Annotated in this window: 15 protein-coding genes and 1 pseudogene; 3 read left to right on the top strand and 13 right to left on the bottom strand. The window is 31.0% G+C overall.

All coding sequences use genetic code 11. The features are described from left to right. Positions 1-29 precede the first annotated feature (29 nt). The 3 genes from P3X86_RS17155 to P3X86_RS17165 form a co-directional block, all read right to left on the bottom strand. A complete protein-coding gene (locus tag P3X86_RS17155; RefSeq protein WP_483293955.1) occupies positions 30-710 on the bottom strand; it encodes a GntR family transcriptional regulator in 681 nt (226 codons plus the stop codon). Between the two features lie 22 nt (positions 711-732). Further along, positions 733-1584 carry a 4-(cytidine 5'-diphospho)-2-C-methyl-D-erythritol kinase gene (gene ispE / locus P3X86_RS17160; protein ID WP_483293956.1) on the bottom strand — a complete coding sequence of 284 codons (852 nt, stop codon included), beginning with the start codon at positions 1582-1584 and terminating at the stop codon, positions 733-735. Between the two features lie 237 nt (positions 1585-1821). Then, entirely contained in the window at positions 1822-3384 is a 1563-nt protein-coding gene (locus P3X86_RS17165; RefSeq protein ID WP_483293957.1) for a DUF3794 and LysM peptidoglycan-binding domain-containing protein, read from the bottom strand. Positions 3385-3596: 212 nt separating this feature from the next. Between P3X86_RS17165 and P3X86_RS17170 the strand changes: the two genes are divergently transcribed. After that, positions 3597-3725 carry a hypothetical protein gene (locus tag P3X86_RS17170; RefSeq protein ID WP_483293958.1) on the top strand — a complete coding sequence of 43 codons (129 nt, stop codon included), beginning with the start codon at positions 3597-3599 and terminating at the stop codon, positions 3723-3725. A 398-nt stretch (positions 3726-4123) separates the two neighbouring features. Here the strand turns inward: P3X86_RS17170 and P3X86_RS17175 are convergent, their stop codons facing one another. The 3 genes from P3X86_RS17175 to P3X86_RS17185 all read right to left on the bottom strand — a co-directional run bounded on the left by P3X86_RS17175 (position 4124) and on the right by P3X86_RS17185 (position 6792). Continuing rightward, the gene (locus P3X86_RS17175) at positions 4124-4474 is read right to left on the bottom strand and encodes a hypothetical protein (protein WP_483293959.1); all 351 of its coding nucleotides are present in this window, start codon (positions 4472-4474) and stop codon (positions 4124-4126) included. Beyond that, positions 4475-4828, bottom strand: coding sequence for a PqqD family protein (locus P3X86_RS17180; protein WP_483293960.1), 354 nt, complete (start codon positions 4826-4828; stop codon positions 4475-4477). A gap of 65 nt (positions 4829-4893) precedes the next feature. Beyond that, a complete protein-coding gene (locus tag P3X86_RS17185; RefSeq protein ID WP_483293961.1) occupies positions 4894-6792 on the bottom strand; it encodes an OPT family oligopeptide transporter in 1899 nt (632 codons plus the stop codon). Positions 6793-7065: 273 nt separating this feature from the next. Between P3X86_RS17185 and P3X86_RS17190 the strand changes: the two genes are divergently transcribed. Next, a complete protein-coding gene (locus tag P3X86_RS17190) occupies positions 7066-7734 on the top strand; it encodes a TetR/AcrR family transcriptional regulator (RefSeq protein ID WP_483293962.1) in 669 nt (222 codons plus the stop codon). A gap of 359 nt (positions 7735-8093) precedes the next feature. On the opposite strand, the gene P3X86_RS17195 is transcribed toward P3X86_RS17190, so the two are convergent. From P3X86_RS17195 to P3X86_RS17225, 7 genes and pseudogenes are all read right to left on the bottom strand, one after another. After that, on the bottom strand, positions 8094-8888 hold the full coding sequence (locus tag P3X86_RS17195; RefSeq protein WP_483293963.1) for a L,D-transpeptidase family protein: 795 nt from the start codon (positions 8886-8888) through the stop codon (positions 8094-8096). 161 nt (positions 8889-9049) lie between these two features. Beyond that, on the bottom strand, positions 9050-9289 hold the full coding sequence (locus P3X86_RS17200) for a Veg family protein (RefSeq protein ID WP_483294045.1): 240 nt from the start codon (positions 9287-9289) through the stop codon (positions 9050-9052). 251 nt (positions 9290-9540) lie between these two features. Continuing rightward, entirely contained in the window at positions 9541-10974 is a 1434-nt protein-coding gene (locus tag P3X86_RS17205) for an N-acetylmuramoyl-L-alanine amidase (protein ID WP_483293964.1), read from the bottom strand. 284 nt (positions 10975-11258) lie between these two features. Then, positions 11259-12191, bottom strand: coding sequence for a magnesium transporter CorA family protein (locus P3X86_RS17210; RefSeq protein WP_483293965.1), 933 nt, complete (start codon positions 12189-12191; stop codon positions 11259-11261). Positions 12192-12529: 338 nt separating this feature from the next. Beyond that, positions 12530-14380 carry a copper-translocating P-type ATPase gene (locus tag P3X86_RS17215; RefSeq protein WP_483294046.1) on the bottom strand — a complete coding sequence of 617 codons (1851 nt, stop codon included), beginning with the start codon at positions 14378-14380 and terminating at the stop codon, positions 12530-12532. 135 nt (positions 14381-14515) lie between these two features. After that, positions 14516-14851, bottom strand: a pseudogene (locus tag P3X86_RS17220) (heavy-metal-associated domain-containing protein); the annotation flags it as partial. A 163-nt stretch (positions 14852-15014) separates the two neighbouring features. Further along, positions 15015-15185 (bottom strand): hypothetical protein, encoded by a 171-nt coding sequence (locus P3X86_RS17225; protein WP_483293966.1) that lies wholly within the window; start codon positions 15183-15185, stop codon positions 15015-15017. A 302-nt stretch (positions 15186-15487) separates the two neighbouring features. Between P3X86_RS17225 and P3X86_RS17230 the strand changes: the two genes are divergently transcribed. Then, complete coding sequence (locus P3X86_RS17230; protein WP_483293967.1) at positions 15488-16426, top strand: cation diffusion facilitator family transporter; 939 nt, start codon at positions 15488-15490, stop codon at positions 16424-16426. Positions 16427-16432: the final 6 nt, after the last annotated feature.

Genomic DNA, 16432 nt, shown 5'->3' on the forward strand with positions numbered 1-16432 from the left:
TATCCTCCTCAATGCTATAGACTGTTGTATTATATCCCTAGCTTATTTTTTGATTGCTGTAATATATTCTCTTTTAATGACTCAATATGTGCTCTTGCGCATTCTTTTGCCACGTTGCCATCTTTATTAACTATTGCACTTAATAGTTTTTCATGCTCCACTCCTGCTTTATGCGCTAAATCAAAACTGTTCATATATGTTTTTCTATATCTTCCAATTTGCTCTCTTAATCCATCCAACATACTTATCAATCTATTATTCCTTGTAGCTTTATATATTATGTCATGAAATTCTATGTCTTTTTGTAATTTTAAATCGTTATCATCTTTGTAAAAACAGGCTTCAAACTCTGCATGTTTGGCTTGAAGCAACATCAGTTCTTGATCACTTATACGCTCCGTTGCTAACTGAGCCGCTAGCTCTTCTAATGCCCCTCTGATTTCAAATATATTTATTATATCATTGAGTGATACATCGGCTACATACGCACCTTTTCTTGCTACCATTATTACTAATCCTTCTAGCTCTAATTTTCTTATTGCTTCTCTTACTGGAGTTCTACTTACTCCTAATTTTTCTGCTAGCTGTATCTCCATCAATCTTTCCCCTGGTTTTAATACACCCTTTATTATAGCTTCTCTAAGATGATTAAACACTATTTCTCTTAACGGTTTATAATTGTTTAAATTTAATCCTTGAAGCTCATTCATCTTTTCCCCTCCAATCAGATTTTTATATAGTTACTGTTTTTGCGACGTACTTCACTGTATTTTTCAGCTTATGATAACAATTGTCTAAATCCTTTTCATTATCAAATAGTCCAAAAACTGTCGGTCCACTACCACTCATTAAGCTTCCCAAGGCTCCGTACTCTACCATCTTTTGTTTTATAGCATTTATTTCTGGATATTTGCAAATGGTTACTGATTCTAGTGTATTTCCCATATGCTTAGATAAGGACTTTATGTCATTTACTCTTATATATTCTTTTATTTTTTCTATGTTAGGATGGTTGCTTTGTGCTTTGTCAAGATCTAAGTTTCCGTATACATATGCTGTAGATACATCAATATCTGGCTTAGCTATTAATACTAATTTGCCTTTATATGAATCTAGTTTAGTCAATTTTTCGCCTATTCCTTCTGCCTGCATAGTTCCTCCACTTATACAGTATGGAACATCCGCTCCTATTTCTATCCCTATATTCATTAATTCTTGATCACTTATTCCTAATTGCCATAGCTTATTAAGCCCTTTTAATACTGCTGCTGCATCTGAACTTCCTCCTGCTAATCCTGCCGCTACTGGTATGTTTTTGTTGATTATTATACGTACTCCTTTTTCTAAGCTATATTTTTTAGTTATAGCTTTCCAAGCTTTGTAAACTAGGTTTCTAGAATCTGTTGGTATTTTTATGTTATCACATTCTACTATTATGTCATTACTTTCTATTAACGTAAGTTCATCATATATGTCAATTTGTTGCATAATCATATTTAGATTATGGTACCCATCTTCTCTTTTTGATATGACATCTAATGATAGATTAATCTTTGCATAGGCTTTTATGTGCAAATCTTTCATATCATCACTCCATTTATTATCCTATCTTTAGTTTTATGTAAAAAATCAGGTTATTACTCTCAATCGATATTGTGCTCATTATATAATTATATAACTCTTATTAGTATAAATCAAAAATATTTTTTATTGTTAAAAATACGGAGTACTTTACTTTAATTTTTTGTTATATTCTATATAATAAAAAATGTCGCTAGAGATGCTATCTTACATCTCTTAGCGACTTATCAGGTGTATTATTTACACTATATTAATTTTTTTCTGTATGATAATCTTTTCTCCTGGCATAATATTGTCTAATGATATTATGTCATTTGTTGATACTAAATCATCTATTGTTGTATTAAATTTCTTAGCTATATCCCAAATAGTTTCATTAGGCTGAACCATATAAACTGTTAAGCTAGGTTGCTTTGATATATCTATTTCACTATCTAACTCTTCCATATTTGTTACTAAGCTTATATTTCTGATGCGATTGATTTTTATGTTATTCTTTAATGATACTTCTACTTCTACTTCTTTAGAGCTTAATTTGCTATATTTTACGTTATCTAAATTAACTTTGACCTCTGCACCCGTACTCTCCTCAGCTCCATCTATATCTACAAATGTCTTAAATGGCATATCTATTGTTGAATTTTTTATTTCCTCTCCTTCTTCTTCTAAGTAAAGCATCCCTAATTCTATTATACCTTCTATAAACATCTTGTTGTCGAGTATTCTATGCTCTGTTAAGATCGGCTTAGCCTCTACTGTATATATATCTTTTATTATATCAGTATTATCTATTACTTTTATACTTCCTTTGAATGTCTCTTTTGTTGCTATATTAGCTAAACATTCTAATACATCAACTTCTTGTCTTTCTAAATTATACTCTTTGCTAACTGAATATGTGTCTATTGCTATTTCTTTTTCTTTTTGCTCGTAAACTTCGCATCCTATGTTTATATATCCTTCAAAGTCAATTATTCTATTCTTGCCTTCTATGTCTTCGTTAATTTTAACAGTCGGCTCCTGTAAGTTTAAGTTTATACTTGAATTCATGTCTTTTAATGCACCTTCTAGTTCTGTAAAATGTGTAAATGGTATTTCTTTTTTCATATTGTTTATATTCTTATCTTCTCCACTATAGAGTACTGATAACTCCACTATTCCACCTATAATAACTTTATTGTCTACTACTTTCGTCTCTCTCTCGAATGCTTTTGCATTTATTCTCAATACATCTATTATATCTGGCATATAATCTTTAATTTCAAATGCTTCTTTTATTAATATTTTGTTAGCACTATTTCCTATTATGTGATTGTATTTAATATTTTCTCTTTTGACTTGCAAACCTTCAGAACCTCTTATGTCTTTTATTATGTCTATTGTATTTTTTGATTTTATTCTTCCATCTATCGATAAAACAGCTTTCACGTCTACTTTACTTTCACTACTTTTATCGTATTCTAAATGTTCTATTTCTATATTAACTTCTGGTACCATGTTATCTTGTGCTCCTATTAAATCTATTTCTTCGTTAAAATCTGTTCTGGCTTTTATTGTATTGACTGGACTTTCTTCTTCTAATGATTTGTATAATAGATCAAACTTTATCTCTCCACTAATCAATAGTCTATCCTTTATTACTTTAATTTTTGTTATCTCTGCTTTCCCATCTAAGTTTAATATTTTTTCGATTTTTGGTCTTGATTCTGGACATAAAATCTCACCCTCTACTAATGCTTGGGTTTGCTCTTTTCCAACTGTTTGTTCTATTTTTAGTAAATCTCTTATCAATTCTACAGACATATTCACCCTCCTTATTAATTATTCCACTATTTATGTGGCAATAGTTTATCGCTTTCTTATACAGACCTATATCTATTAATATATATGCATGTTTTTATTTTTTAATGTCCACTTTTTTCATTTTTAACACTTCTTTTTATTCATTACATATCTCTATCAAATAATATTACATTCATACTTTATATTTATTGAGTTTAAGGAGAGTGCCGTTTTTGAAAAAAGAAAGATTTATTCTAATATCACCTGTGCCAGGATACGAAGATAGTAGTTTTAGTGTACCAGCTAGGTATTTTGTTGGAAATGAAACGGTAATTGATATGGTCTATAAAAAAAGTCTCTAATGAGGGTTACTATAACCCAGCTGACGTTAAAGGGCAATCATTTATACACAATTATCTGCCGATTTTTTTACACTCTGAAGTATGGTGATATTATAAACAATAAATCAGAAATATGATATGTTAAAAAGGTTAATTTAAATGAAATACCCGAGAACACCATTATTTAAAAAAGCAGCATAGGTACTGTGAAAATACAACTTTTGATTGTTTTGGATAGGAGCATTAAAAGGGGGCTGTCCAAATGGACAGCCCTTAATATTTCTAATTTTAAATCAATAAATCTTCTTAATACTTAGTAAATACTCAAATACCTCGTATAGATGATATATACTTATAAGACAATTTTGTTTCATGTTTTCTTACCTGTCTTTATTTGATACTAAAAATCTTTATGTTAATCAATTTTTATTCAAACAATATACTACTTTCCCCTTATTAATTCTAGTGATTATCATATCTTTATCTATCATCTTTTTAAGCAACTCTTTTTTCAAAGTGTTTACATTTGTTACTTTAATCTGACTCTTACTCCAAAATAATGAAGCTTTAATGTTTTTTAAAATAACCTCTATTTGTTTATCTGACAAAGAATCATTGATTTTTAAAGCTTTGATGATTTTTTTTGAGGCTTTATTATATAACTTATCTATAAGTTCTTGTTCTTTTCTCTGTTGTTTTATAATTCCCCATGAACCTAAGAAAGCTACTGTTACTGCAATAATTAAAACTTTATAAATAAAAGAAAACATCTAATTAGTCTCCAGTGTTATAAATTTGTTATTTCTTAAAATATTGATATAAGTACCCAGTCGTTCGTACAATGGTTCTGCTTTATCTCCAAATTTCTTTTTTACTATTTTCCCTATTTCTTCAATTGTCTTTTTTCCATCTATAGCTATCCAAACTGTTGTTCCAAGTTCATCTAAATCTATTTTCATGACCTTAGGTGTTTTAAAAAACACTCTAACCGCTTTATCCAATACTCCATTCCTAGGTATTATTATTTGAACTAACTCTTGATCATTGAAAATCCATTCTTGTGATTCCTTCCTAACTGGGATTAACTCTAAAAAATTATCTGTCTTCTTTATTTTTTTTCTCATAATCGCACCTCGTTAATCATCATAGTTTATACTAAATGTAAAATTTAAATCATTATAATTAAGTCTTATTTATTACTCACCTTTTTGAGTAATGACGCTTTTATTAGCGTATATGTTAATAATCCAAAGCATATTAACGCTCCTATTCTTCCAATATTGATACCTAATCCAAAGTCAATATCTAATACTGCAAATACAGCTAATACTATCCCTAACAATCCTTCTCCTGCTATTAGCCCTGATGAATAAAGTATTCCTGAATCAATTTTTGATTTAATCTCTTCACGTCTTTCATCATTATTTTCGTGGATTTTGTTAAGAATGCCTCTAATAACTCCTCCAACCATTATCGGAGTACTTAGATGTATCGGTAAATATAACCCTATCGCTATAGGAAGTACTGGCAACCCTAATAGCTCTATAGTCACACCTACTCCTATTCCTGTAAATACTAATGCCCAAGGTAAACTTCCTCCCATAACACCTTCTATTACCAACCTCATCAATGTTGCTTGCGGTGCTGGTAACTCTGTTGAGCCTAGTTGATATGCACCATCTAATAATGTCAATACTCCTCCTATTGCTAAAGCTGCTGCTACTGCACCTATTAATTCACCATATTGTTGTTTTGCTGGAGTTGCTCCAACTAAAAATCCTGTTTTTAAATCCTGAGATGTATCTCCAGCCATTGCTGCTATAATACATATAACAGCTCCAACTGATAACGTTGCTATCATACCTTCATGACCGTTATTACCAGCTGCTTTAAATATAATTGCTGTTATTATTAAAGTTGCTATTGTCATCCCTGATACTGGGTTTGATGAACTACCTACCAATCCAACAATTCTTGATGATACAGTTGCAAAAAAGAATCCAAATATAGCTATCAACAATGCCCCTCCAAAACCTACTGGTATTATTGGTAACATCATCATTGCTAATACAACTGTCAAACTGCCTATAATAACTATTTTGATAGGCATATCTCTATCTGTTCTGGTTTCTGAATTTCCACTTATATTGGATTTATAATCTTTAATAGTATCTTTAAATGTTTGCACAATTAATGGCAAAGATTTTATTAAACTAAATATACCACCAAATGCAACTGCACCTGCACCAATGTATCTTATATAATAATTCCAAATATCTCCATGCGAAAGTATCCCTATTGGATCAGTCGCTGGATACATTATGATCTCTCCAAATTGACCTATGTTTGCTATCAATGGTATAAATCCAAACCATCCAAGTACTGCTCCTGCAAGCATATAAGCTGATATTCTAGGTCCAATAATAAATCCAACTCCTAATAATGCTGGCAATACATTTGCTCCTATAGCTGCCCCTTTATAGCCAGGTATAGTTGTCTCTATTTCACTAGGAAATAATTTTAATCCATCAGCTATAAATTTGTATAATGCTCCAATTCCGAGTCCTGTGAAACATGCTTTTGCTTTTGATCCACCTTTTTCTCCTGCCAATAATACCTCTGCACAAGCAGTTCCTTCTGGATAAGGTAATACACCATGTTCTTTAACTATGAGTGCTTTTCTAAGTGGTACCATGAATAATACTCCTAATATTCCTCCACATAAAGCTATAGCTGTTATTGTGAAAAAGCTTGTTACATTCATGTTCCACTCTCTGCTCCATATGTATAAAGCAGGTAAAGTAAACACTGCACCAGCAGCCAATGACTCACCTGCTGATCCTATTGTTTGCACCATATTGTTTTCTAGTATTGATTCTCTTCTTAATAAACCTCTAACAATACCCATAGATATAACTGCTGCTGGTATTGATGCGCTTATTGTCATCCCTACCTTCAATCCTAAATATGCATTTGCTCCACCAAATATAACAGCTAACAATACACCCATAAATATTGATAATCCTGTGAATTCAGGCAATATTTTATCTGCCGTTATAAAAGGCCTAGCTTGTGACTTCTTATTCATTTTCAAAGCCTCCTAAGTAAATATTTTTTTCTTCCGGAAGTATATTCTACAGATAGTCTTTACTATTCTGTTAGAAACTATTTTATATTTTTAATCTTGCAGATAATTATTATTTTTTTAAATTGTCTGAATATTTCCCATGTGTCATAGTCATTTCCCGATACATCCACATTATAAAAGCTTATTTTTCCCATGTCAACAACAAAAAAGCACTTCACTTTACTCTAATTTTATAATATAATCTACCTAACGGTCGGTAAAGGAGGAGTTATGTTGACTACGAAAGATAAGATAATTACTGCATCTATTAAAAATTTTTTGATTTGGGGATATGAAAAAACGTCCCTTTCGATGATTGCTGAGGATATTGGTATTAAAAAACCATCTATTTACTATTATTTCCGAAGCAAAGAAGACCTATTTACAACCTGTATAAATTACATAATGGATTCTCTAGAAAAAAGTCTGACGGATTCTATAAAAAATATTAAATCATCTAGACAAATGCTTGAGTCAATTTTTACTACGCTTTTTGAGTTTAATAGTAATTTATCTTTACTTGTCGGCAATAGCTATGATAAACCAGTTAATATGCTGAACTTATTACATCTAGGCATAAATCGTTTTTGTGCGGTAAAAGAAAGGATAGATCGTTATTATGATACTTTAAAAAATGTGTTTATTAAAATGATTGAGATAGGTAAAAAAGACAATAAAATAAGAAAAGATTTGGATACCAATGCTTTAGCTCTAGAGTTAATAGCATGGATAGAGGGTCTCTTTGCATTATCTACTGTTTATTCTTCTTTCAATATAAATACTATGAGAAATAGCTTGTACAACAATATGTGGAAAACAATCGCTATGCCTGAAAGTCAAAAAAATGGTTTCTTTAAGAAAAAACCCTTTTCTAAAACTATTTCCTTGGGAACTAAATGGTAAGAGATGTTGTTTTAATCCTTATTAGAGTAATATGTCTCTTTTGTTGTTGTTTTGGGTCAATTGACTAGTGATTTTTTTATACATCAAGGATATTTTATTTTACATAGCTAAGGTTCTTCTAACTTTTAAGTATTATGAATCAAAAAAATAATAGGTATCTGTAAAGATACCTATTAGGTTGATGACAAAGTCATCTAAATAGCAGACTGTAGTAAGAGTTCAATTTCAAGGCGTGTTAAAATTGAGTAGCAGAGCTTACTTAGAGGTAAGTGAGCAACGGAAATTTTAACAACAACGCAGAAATTGGGCTTTTGTCTACAGTCTGATAGGTATCTGTAAAGATACCTATTTCTTCTAAACTAATATATCAAAACTTTTGAACCTTCTGGTACATTTTCGTATATATATTTTGCAATCTCTACCGGTAATCTTATACAACCATGACTTGCCGGCTCACCAAGTTTTTTCTCTTCTTCTACTAAAAGCTCTTGTTTTTTATTGTATGGAACTGAGTGGAATAAATATATACCTTTAAATCCTACCCAATATTTAAATCCCATATTGAATCTGTCTATATATGCCCATTTTCCTCTTCTTTTCTTTTCTAACTCAAATACACCCTTTGGTGTAAAGTAATCCCATAATCCACTTGACCCTAAACACTCCTTAACTAACTGCCCATCTTTATATATTTTTAGTTTTTGGTCACTATGTGTAAATACTAAGTTGTATCCATCTGCTTTTTCACTATATTTATGTGGTGGAATTTCTTCGGCTCTAACTCTTCTTGCGTCCATATAGCCAATTTTGTTGTCATCTACTTCTACTTTGAACCATCCATATGGTACTGTTTCTAGAAGTTTAACCATCTCTAAATCTTTGATTGAGCAAATAGCTTTGCTTTTGTTATCTGGCTTTTCGTAAACCTTCACTGAGCCATTCTTCCTAGATGAGCTAAGTGCTTGACCATAGTATTCCTTTGGTTTCTCTTGCTCTTTTTCAGTTTTATTATCATCTTGCTTATCTGGCTGTTTTTCTTCGTTTTGCTTCTCTGCTACTTTATTTATAACATTGGTTACTAAAGCTTTTTTTTCTTTGCAACCAACCGAAACTAACATAATAAGTGCTAATAATATACAGATCTTCTTCTTCATAGTCATCTCCCTCTTAACTGTCTAGTTTATCATTTGTTTGAATTTTTTATTTTAATTAAGGTGATATATTTTATTATAACAGATTTAACTTTATATTCAACTAAATTAATACTTATCTTAATATAAACAGTAAAAAACCGCCTAACTACGACGGCCCACCACTAACATATCTGAATTTTTTTTTCTTCTTTACAAATTACTACTTCCACTGTCTCGGTCAAAATATCTGAATAACTATATGATACTCTTCTTACAGAGTTGTATCCGCCCTTTATTTTAACAACAAATATACTTGGATATGCATTTTCTAATACGCCTTCTCTAACTGTGGTCCTTTTTCTGCCTTTATTAGCTTTTAGTCTAACTTTCTCGCCAATGTAACCTTTTACGTTTTCTCTGATCTCTTCTAAATTGCTTCTTCTTGCTAAGTTCTCTCTATTAGCCAAACAATCACCTTCTTTCAGTTCAACATACATAATCCATTATATTTATGATACCATACTTACTAATGATTGTCAACTATAAATAATTATTATACTATTATATAGCATGTATTGTCAAATATTTTTTTTTAGATATACGCTGATTTTAATAAAATATTTGCTTTATCCTCTTAATCTCTCATATTCTTATTATTGTCTAATTTCTCGTTTTAATACAAAAAATATTCTACTAATGACTCCGCAATGACCTTAACGTATTTGTTAATATAGTCTTGTTTTGTAAATTTAATCGTCTCCTCTTCGTTTGAAAGATACCCTGCCTCTAAATGAAGCGCACTAACTCCTATTTCTCTCAGCATATAAAAATCCGCACTTTTAACACCTCTGTTGGTCACATTAAGCTCTTCGTTTAATTTTTTCAATACTATTTTACCCAATTTTTTACTCTCTTCATCATCTCTGTAATGATAAGCTTCACTACCTTTAACACTCTTATTCTTTATGCTATTTAAATGAATGCTAATAAAAAAATGAGGCCTTATTTGGTTACTAAAATTTACTCTTTGTTTTAATGATACAAATTCATCTTTATCTCTAGTTAAATATATTTTTACTCCCAAATCCTCTAATATTGATTTTAGGCTTTTAACCATATTCAGTGCTATATCTTTTTCCCTAATACCATTGAACCCATAAGCATCCTCTGAATCCTCTCCTCCATGCCCAGCGTCTAGTACTATAATTTTGCTTTGGAGTGGTTTTTCTTTGCTAGGTTTATTTATTTTGATTAAATCTACTCCTGTATAGTAGTAACGCAATACTTCTTCTATAGAGAATCCTCTGCTCAGCATCTCTTTAGCGCCCCATTGACATAAACCTAACCCATCACCTTTACCACGTACCAAGAACTTTATTGTTGAGGGTGCTACGGTAAATCTCGTGGATTCTAAGCCCAATTGCCTCGCTACCTCTAGTCCGTCAAAATATTTGCCACCGATTTTTAAATTTGCTACCCTACCTGTTTCATCTCTATTTATTTCGTCTATATACCCTTCCATTATAGAGCTATCTTTTATGGTTTTCCCTTTCACAAATAGTACTCCAAGCTTTTTTTCTATTTCTGTGATTTCTAGTTCTTTTATTTTCATCCAATGTGGCGAATCTTTACAATAATCACATAAGACTCTTCTTAAATAACTAACTTTATTATTTATTACATTCTCCGAATTTTCTGTTCCTCCACCACATGTATAATTAAACCTTGCGTCTATAGGCTTGCCCTCATATGTTACTATATAGCCATCTGTTGCTTTTATTGCTTCTTTTAGTATGGCTATGTTTTTCTCATAGTCTTTTTTCCACAACTTTTTCATTGAATCATGCGTCATATAATCTATACAGTGACCGCTGTTACATATATCACAGTTACTATATTTATGGCACCTCTTCCCTCCATATAACTGCATTTTACGAAGCAAGTTGGTCCTAACTATTATTGACTGTAATTTTATAAAATCTAAACCAAAATTTAAATCAACCTGTAATGCTAGAACTGATTCCATGACTATATTCAATTTTTTTGTTACTACTTCATTTCTATATATATCAAAAACTCTTAAATAAATATCATTATCAAAATACAAGCTATTTCCCCCTTACATGTAAAATCAAGTGAGATAATCCGAAATAGGCTCTTATTATATTTTTGTAGCTATAATTCTATAGGGGCTGTCTTAAGATATTATCATCCTTAAGCAGTCCCTTAATTATTCCAGATTACTTACACACCTTTTTAATAGTGTATAAACTACATATAATATAGTATGTTGCACATTGCTTTTCGTGAAAGTTAAATGATTTGATAATATAAAAAAAAGGATGCATTTTAGACATCCTCTTAGGTTGACGACAAAGTCATCGTCTTATGTTAAAACATATTCTTCTTTAATAAAAACACAAATGCTATAGCTGAAAACAGCACTGACATGGTAGCTATAACAGCAAAAGCATATGGTGAATTTTGCATTGGCAGAGTCACATTCATTCCATAGAAACTTGCAAACATCGTCGGTATTGCCATTATTATAGTTATAGATGTTAACACTTTCATCACAATATTAAGGTTGTTTGATATAACTGATGCAAAAGCATCCATCATACCACTTAGTATATTGCTGTATATTGTAGCCATCTCTATTGCCTGCTTATTTTCTATTATAACGTCCTCTAGTAAATCCTGATCCTCTGGATATAGTTTTACTACTTCAAGCTTAAGAATCTTTTCTAATACTATTTCATTAGCTTTAAGTGATGTAGAAAAATACACTAAGCTTTTTTCTAAGTCTAGGAGCTGTATTAATTCTTTATTTTTCATAGATTTGTGTAACTGTTTTTCTATATTACTACTCATTTTATCAATTTGCTTAAGATAAATTAGATATATTGAAGATATTCTAAACAGTAACTGTAATAGAAATCTATTTCTTTTAAATGTATAAAAGTTTTTAACTCTATTTTTAACAAATTGATTAATTACATAGTTTTCTTTTAAACATATTGTAATAATCTTCTTCTCTAATAGTATAATACCTAATGGAAGTGTGTAATAGACATAAGAATCGTCTTCTTTTTCCACTACAGGGACATCGACTAAAATAAATATTTGGTTATTTTCAATTTCAATCCTTGAACTTTCCTCATCATCAAGTGGTGCCTTTAAAAAATCAATATCAACCTCAAGTTCAGTTGCTACTTTGTCTATTTCTTCTGGTGTTGGGTTTATTAAATTAATCCAACACTTTTCATCAAACGAATCCATCTTAATTAGATTATTGTCTATAGTTTTATATATATCTAGCATTGTTATCACCTCTAATATAGATTTTTACCTATAGACAAATCTAGTTAGATGATCAGGAATCATGAAAATAAATTTGCCTACAGATCTTTTTATTAAGTTTTTGTTAAAGCAATATAATCCAGGCCCTTCATCCATTTCCATCACTCCTTTGTTAACTAATCTATTGAATTTCTAATATTATTTATTATGAGCAAAATTATATATAACATTCCAAAAATTATTATATAACTTATAAAAAACCCTTCACGTAATAAAGAAGGGCTTTTATTTGCTTGTTTATATTTTATTCTATTACTTACTGATTTTCAAGTAATTTAGTTTGCTAAATTATTCTTGTTCTATCTTCTAAGTTTATATTTTTTTAATCTCAGAGAATTAGACACCACTGACACTGAGCTAAAAGCCATTGCTCCACCAGCTATCATCGGGTTAAGAAATCCAAGAGCTGCTAGCGGTATCCCTGCTACATTGTATATAAATGCCCAAAAAAGATTTTGCCTGATTGTTCTCATAGTTCTTTTGCTTAAATTTATCGCTAACAAAACATCATTCAGGTCGCCTCTCATGAGCGTAATATCAGCAGCTTCTACTGCTACATCTGCTCCGGCTGCTATTGCAAACCCTACATCTGCTATAGCAAGTGCTGGCGCATCATTTATCCCATCTCCTACCATACCAACCGTTTTGCCTTCTTGTTTTAACTTTTCTACTATGTTTGATTTATCTTGTGGTAATACATCTGCAATGATATTATCTATTCCTACTTGCTTAGCTATTGTTTTAGCTGTTAATTCATTATCGCCTGTTAGCATGTATACTTCAATATCCATATTTTTCATATCCTCTATTGCTTGTTTCGAACTTTTCTTTATAACATCCGCTATACCCAAAGTCCCTATTACCTGACCTTCTTTTGCCACTATAATCGCTGTTTTGCCTTGATTTTGTAACTCTGTTATATCCTTAGAAACAGCATCTATATTTATATCTTTCATCTCCATAAGCTTCCTATTGCCTATCACTATGTTAACACCATCTACTATACTCTCTATTCCTTTACCAGGTATAGCTTTAAACTCTTCTGGTTCTTCTAACTCTATATTCATATCCTTTGCTTTTTCTATAACTGCCTTGCTCAGTGGATGCTCTGACAATAACTCAGCTCTAGCTGATATCAATAGAAGTTCATCCTCTTGAGAGCCTATTGGTTTTATATCTGTTAACTCTGGTTTGCCTTTTGTTATTGTTCCTGTCTTATCTAACACTATGGCTTCTAATTTATGAGCCTTTTCTAAATATTCGCCACCCTTTATCAACACACCATTCTCTGCTCCTTTACCTGTGCCCACCATTATGGCAGTTGGTGTTGCCAACCCAAGTGAACAAGGACAAGCTATTACTAATACTGCTACTGCATGTATTAATGACCTCGAAAACACTCCTGTGTATATATAAGTTGCTATAAATGTTATTATTGCTATTGTTACAACTGTAGGGACAAATACTCCAGCAATTTTATCTGCAAGTCTTTGTACAGGAGCTTTTGATACTTGCGCATCTTCTACTAGCTTAATTATTTTGGCTAATGCTGTATCTTTACCTATCTTCGTTGCTTCATATTTAAAGCTTCCATATTTGTTTATGGTTGCACCTATTACTATGTCTCCTGCTTCTTTGTCAACAGGCACACTTTCTCCCGTTAGCATTGACTCATCAATTGAAGAGTTTCCCTGCTTAATGATTCCGTCTACTGGTATTTTTTCGCCGGGTCTAACTACTATAATATCTCCTTTTGTTACTTCTTCTATTGGTATTTCAACTTCAATATTATCTCTTATTACTCTTGCTGTTTTTGCTTTCAAATCCATTAGTTTCTTAATTGCTTCTGATGTCTTTCCTTTTGCTACTGTTTCTAAGTATTTACCGAGTAATACTAGCGTGATTATAACGGCACTAGCCTCAAAATAATACTCATTCAAGCCTTTAAATACGCTATAAACACTATATAAATAAGCCGATAGAGTTCCAGTGATTACTAACACATCCATGTTTGCTCCTCCACCCTTTAGAGAATGGTATGCACCTAAAAAGAACCTCCTGCCTACATAAAATTGAACAACAGTAGCTAGTGCTAATTGAAAATATCCGTTAGATAATATAGTATTTATACCTGCCATATTAAAAAACATAGCTGAGAACAGTGGCAAACTAAATACGATTGCTATTATTAATTGAATTTTTAAATTTTTTATTTCTTTGTTTCTGTTTTCATCTATGCTATCTATTTCTAAATCTGAGTACTCAGTTGCTGAGAATCCAACTGCATTGATTTCATCTATGATTTGTGATCTGTCAATTAAACTCTGGTTATAGTAAACCACCGCTCTATTTAGTGGTAAGTTAACGCTAGCCTGTGTTATCCCCTGCTTTGTTTTTAATACTTGTTCTATTCTAGCTGCACACGCTGAGCAACTCATTCCTTTTATGTTAAGTACTATCTTGTCATCCTCGACTTTATATCCTGTTTTTTTAATAGTATCTATTATTTCAGCAACATTTATGGTATCTTCATCATATGTTATGGAAGCATTACCTGACAAAAGATTTACTTCTGCTTTTAATATCCCATTTTTCTTTGATAGAGCATCCTCTATCCTCTTTGCACATGATGCTCATGTCATATTGGTGATTCTTATTACAATAGTTTTTTTACTCATAGTTTTCTACTCCTTTTTAGGGCTATCAAATGATAGCCCTTGAATATGTGGATGTATCTTACTTTGATAATCATTATCACTACTGCATATATTATACTCTATTTCTTTATCCTCTACAACTATTATTATTTCCTGCTACTATATGAAATCCTTTTTTAAGCCAGTTATTAACATAATCAATATTAAATGCTGGATAATTCTTTAGCATTTCATTGTCAGCGATAAATTTAATACCTTCATTTTCACAGCTATCATCATTTTCTTTTTGCTCATCCAAAGCAATCCCAAATTTTGGGCCACCTCATCCAATACCAGCTATATATATTCTGATCTCTTCATTACTTGCTTTATTACTTAACTGCTCTTTTAACATCTCTGTTGCTTTATCAGTAATTTGAACTTTCACATTAATACCTCCAATATTTAATCAATAATTTTATGGATTTTCTTGTTTTTTATATACCCACTTTTTTATCTTTTAAATTATTTTTGTTTAATCTATTTTATTTTTGACCGATTTGATGATAATATGTAATATACAGGAATATATTTTTGTATGATTGTTTGAGAGGTGAAAAAATGCATTCTACAAGATATGAACAAGGACAAAGAGTTATGTGGATAACTGTTTTTCTAAATATTATTTTAGGAGCATTCAAGGTTATCGTTGGTTTTGTTTACAATTCTAATGCTTTAATTGCTGATGGTATACATACTATATCCGATGTTTTTAGCTCTATTGGTCTTATTATAGGTCTGATTATTGCAAAAAAACCTAGAGACATTGACCATCAATATGGTCATGAAAAAGCTGAATCTATTTCTGCTTTAATACTATCATTGATTTTGATTGCTGTAGGTATTAATATCTGTTATTCTTCTATTAAATTGATAATTAATCCCTCTGATATAAAGCCAGGTAATCTAGCTATTGTAGCTGCTGTTTTATCCATTATAATTAAAGAAGTACAATTTAGAATAGCTATAAATACTGGTAAAAAAATTCAAAGTACTGCTTTGATTGCAGATGCTTGGCATCACAGATCAGATGCACTATCATCTATTGGAGCATTAATCGGCATAATTGGCTCTAGATTAGGTTTTAGTATTCTAGATCCTATAGCTGGTGTTATTGTAAGCATTATTGTTATAAAAGCTGGATTTGATATTTTCAAAAGCAGTTATGAAGAATTGATGGATACATCTCTTGATACTGAAATACTATCTTCTCTTATAGACAAGATTATTGCTCATGAAGGTGTGCGCACTATTAATGATATAAAAGCTAGGAAACATGGAAGCCAATATTTTGTAGACGTAATTATAGCTGTAAACCCCAATATCACTGTTGCAATGGGACATAAAATAGCTGAGGATGTTGAGAATATTGTATATAACAATATAAATGCAAAAGATGTAATGGTACATGTTAATCCATGCTGCAACGTTGATATTACAGATTGTGCTGACTGCAGTCAAATATTAAATGATTTAATTAAAAGAAAACTTAAAAAATAACACTAT

The organism is Abyssisolibacter sp. ZYX002 (genome assembly GCF_056892235.1).